Raw genomic sequence first — 4,291 nt, 5'->3', positions numbered from 1 at the left:
AACACCACACCACCAGAGCCACCAGCCCCAGCACGCCCGGCCACCACACCAGAAACCTCACGACCCGCAGCCAACTCACCCAAACCCACAGCAAGTTCACCCAGATCGTCACCGATCACCACCGCACGGTGCTCCAACACCGCACGCCCCTGATCCAGCGTGAACCCCACATCCCGCAGACCAAGAGCACCGGCCCGGCCGAGGTCCCCGGCCTCCCCGGCCTCAGCCAGCCGGGCCCGTACACGGTCGGCCTGCTCCACGAGCGCGGACTCGCTCCGCGCCGAGAGCACCCACGGCACCACCGAAGCGGTCATGACCGCGGGCACCTCCGGGAGCTCGGGAGTTGCGGCCGGTGCGACCTCGTCGGCCGGCGCCGACTCCAGGATCACGTGGGCGTTGGTGCCGCCGATACCGAAGGACGAGACGCCGGAGCGGCGCGGGCGGTCGAGGTCGGGCCACTCCTGGCTCTCCGTGAGGAGGCGGACCTGCCCGGTGGCCCAGTCGACGTGATGGGAAGGGGTGTCGGCGTGCAGGGTGCGCGGCATGACGCCGTTGCGCATCGCCTGCACCATCTTGATGATGCCCGCGACACCCGCGGCCGCCTGCGTGTGACCGATGTTCGACTTCACGGAACCGAGCCACAACGGCCGCTCCGCGTCCCGCCCTTGACCGTACGTGGCGAGCAGCGCCTGCGCCTCGATCGGGTCGCCGAGCGCGGTTCCGGTGCCGTGCGCCTCGACGGCGTCGACGTCGGCCGGGGTCAAACCCGCGCCGGCGAGGGCGTCGCGGATGACGCGCTGCTGCGACGGCCCGTTCGGGGCCGTCAGGCCGTTGCTCCCGCCGTCCTGATTGACCGCGGAACCCCGTACGACGGCAAGGACGTGATGCCCATGGCGGCGCGCGTCCGAGAGCCGCTCGACCACGAGCAGCCCGACACCCTCGGCCCAGCCCGCGCCGTCGGCATCGTCGGAGAAGGCCTTGCAGCGGCCGTCGACCGACATGGCGCGCTGCCGGGAGAACTCCACGAACGTCGTCGGCGTCGACATCACCGTCACACCGCCCGCCAGAGCGAGCGAGCACTCACCGTTGCGCAACGCCTGCACCGCCAGGTGCAGCGACACCAGCGACGACGAGCACGCCGTGTCGATCGTCATCGCCGGGCCCTCAAGGCCCAGTTGGTAGGAGATGCGGCCGGACGCCACGCCACCGCTGTTACCGGTGATCATCAGGCCTTCGACGTCCTCGGTCGCCTCGCCGATCCAGGTGCCGTAGTCGTGGTACATGAGCCCGGTGAAGACGCCGGTCCTGCTGCCGCGCAGGGAGTCCGGGTCGATGCCCGTCCGCTCCAGGGCCTCCCACGCGGTCTCCAGGAGGAGCCGCTGCTGCGGGTCCATCGCCGCCGCCTCACGCGGACTGATCCCGAAGAACTCGGCGTCGAAGTCCCCCACCCCGGCCAGGAATCCGCCGCGGCGGGAGTAGCTTGTGCCCACGTGTCCGGGGTCGGGGTCGTAGAGGTTCGCCAGGTCCCAGCCGCGGTCGTCGGGGAAGTCGGTGATGGCGTCGACGCCGTCGAGGGTCGCCTGCCACAACTCCTGCGGCGAACGGATCCCACCCGGGAAACGGCACGCCATACCCACGATCACGATCGGATCGTCGTCCGAGACCGCCGCGACCGCGACCGGCACCAACGGCCCCGGATCCCTACCCCCGACCTCCTCCTGGAGATACCCCACCAACGCGGTCGGCGTCGGATAGTCGAACACCAGCGTCGACGGCAACCGCAGCCCCGTCACCGCCTGCAACCGCTGCCGCAACTCCAGACCCGTCAACGAATCGAAGCCCAGATCACGGAAAGCACGATCCGCCTCCAACGACGAACCCGAACCCAGACCCAGCACCAACCCCACCTGGCCACGCACCAGTTCGAGCAACGCCTCCGCCCGCTCACCCTCCTCCAACGCCGCCATACCGGCGGCCCACGACGACGCTTCCGCCGCGGTGGGCGCCGCGGCACGACGTACAGGAGCACGGACCAACGCCTTGAACACGGCGGGCAGCCGGTCCTGGGCCGCCTGGTTGCGCAACGCGGGCAGATCGAAACGGGCCGGGACGATGGTCGCCCGGTCCGCTGCCAGAGCGGCGTCGAACAGGGCGAGGCCCTGGGTCGTCGACATCGATCCCAGGCCGCTGCGGGAGAGCCTGGCGATGTCGGCCTCGTCGAGGTGCGCGGTCATCGCGCTGTCACTCGACCACAGGCCCCAGGCCAGCGACGAGGCCGCAAGACCCTCGGCGCGACGGGCCAGCGCGAGGGCGTCCAAGTAGGCGTTCGCGGCGGCGTAGTTGCCCTGCCCCGCCGTACCCATCACACCGGCGGCGGACGAGAACAGCACGAAGGCGGCCAGCTCGGCGTCCCGCGTCAGCTCGTCCAGCAGCTTGGCTCCCTCCGCCTTCGGGCGCATCACGGTGTCGACCCGCTCCGGGCTCAGCGCGGTGACGACACCGTCGTCCAGCACACCCGCGGCATGAATCACCGCGGTCAACGGCTGATCGTCCGGCACCGACGCCAACGCCGCCGCCAGACCCTCCCGGTCCGCCACGTCACAAGCCGCGAAGGTGACCGTGGCACCGGCGCCGGACAGCTCCTCCGCCAGCCCCTCCGAGCCCCGTGAGCCTCGGCGGCTGACCAGCAGCAGGTGGCGTACGCCGTACTCGGCCACCAGGTGCCGGGCGACCAGCCGGCCCAGAGCACCGCTCGCTCCGGTGATCAGTACGGTGCCGTCCGGGTTCCATCCGGGCCCGGTCGCCGTCTCGCTCTCCGGTTCCGCGGTGAAGGCCATCACCCGGGGAGCCAGCAGCCTGCCGTCCACAAAGGCGAGTTGCGGCTCTCCGCAGGACGCGGCCGCAGCGACGGCCACCTCCGTGTCGGCGTCCGTGTCGGCATCGGCGTCCGTGCCGTCGGGCACGTCGACGACCATGATCCGGCCGGGCTGTTCGGCCTGCGCGGAGCGCAGCAGGCCCCACACGGCGGCCGTCGCCGGGTCCGGCGTGCCCGTCATGCCGCCGTGCGTGACCACGGCGAGCCGGGCGTGCTCCGCCGATTCCGCGAGGAAGTCCTGAACCGTCCCCAGCACCTCGGAGACCCGTACGACGGCGTCCCCGCCCGGCTCGACGTGCGCGACGACCACATCGGACGGCACACCGGCGGAGGCCTCGGCCGGCACGTCCACCCACCGCACCTCGAACAGCGGGTCACCGGCCACGGCCGCACCCAGCTGCTCCTGCGACATCTTCTGCAGCCGCAGCTCGTCCACCGACACGACCGGCAGACCCGTACCGTCGAAGGCGGCCAGCCGCACCGCACCGTCGCCCGCACGCGACAGCCGCACCCGCAGCGCGGACGCCCCGACCGAGTGCAGCCGCACCCCGCTCCACGAGAAGGGGACCACGATCTCCCCGGACAACAACGGGTGCAGGGCGGCGTCCAGCAGCGCCGGGTGGACGCCGAACTCATCGGCCTCCGCCGGGAGCCGGACATCGGCGAACAGGTCGTCGCCGTCCCGCCACACCGCGTCGAGCCCCTGGAAGACGGGCCCGTAGCCGTAGCCGAGCCCGGCCAGCGTCTCGTAGGCGTCCGAGACGTCCACCCGCTCGGCGCCGGCCGGCGGCCACGCGCCCTCCAGCCGCTCATCCGCCACGGCCGCCCCGCCGGTCAGCACGCCCACGGCATGCCGGACCCACTCCGACCCCGCGGCCAGGTCGGCGTCATCGTCCTGCGCGCGCGAATGCACGGAGATCGTCCGGTGCCCCGCCTCGTCGGGGGCCCCCACCGACACCTGCACCGACGTGGCCGTGTCGCGCGACAAGACCAGCGGCCGCTCCAGCGTCAGCTCGTCGACGACACCGCAGCCGACCTCGCTCCCCGCGTGCAACGCCAGCTCGACGAAGGCGGTCCCGGGCAGGATCGCCGTGCCGTAGACGGCGTGGTCCTCCAGCCAGGGGTACGTGTTCAGCGACAGCTGCCCGGTGAGGACGAGGCCTTCCTGCGGCGCGAGGGACACGGCGGCGCCGAGCAGGGGGTGCCCGGCGGACCGCAGCCCGAGCCCGGCCGCATCCACCACAGACTTACCCGCAGGCAACCAGTGACGACGCCGCTGGAAGGCATACGTCGGCAACTCCACAAGCGCCCCGCCCGCCAACCACGGCGACCAGTCCACATCAACCCCGGCCACAAACACCTCGGCCAGACTCCGCAACAACCGAGCCGGACCACCCTCACCACGCCGCAAGGTCC

General features: G+C 72.1%; 1 protein-coding gene. It reads right to left on the bottom strand.

Going from position 1 to position 4,291, the window contains the following annotated elements; genetic code table 11:
- The coding region (locus ACZ592_RS40295; protein ID WP_471586754.1) for a type I polyketide synthase at positions 1–4,118 on the bottom strand (4,118 nt) is incomplete at its 3' end.
- Between the last annotated feature and the right edge of the window lie 173 nt (positions 4,119–4,291).

The organism is Streptomyces sp. NPDC040622 (assembly GCF_055593965.1).
This window is presented reverse-complemented; position numbering and strand designations above follow the sequence as displayed.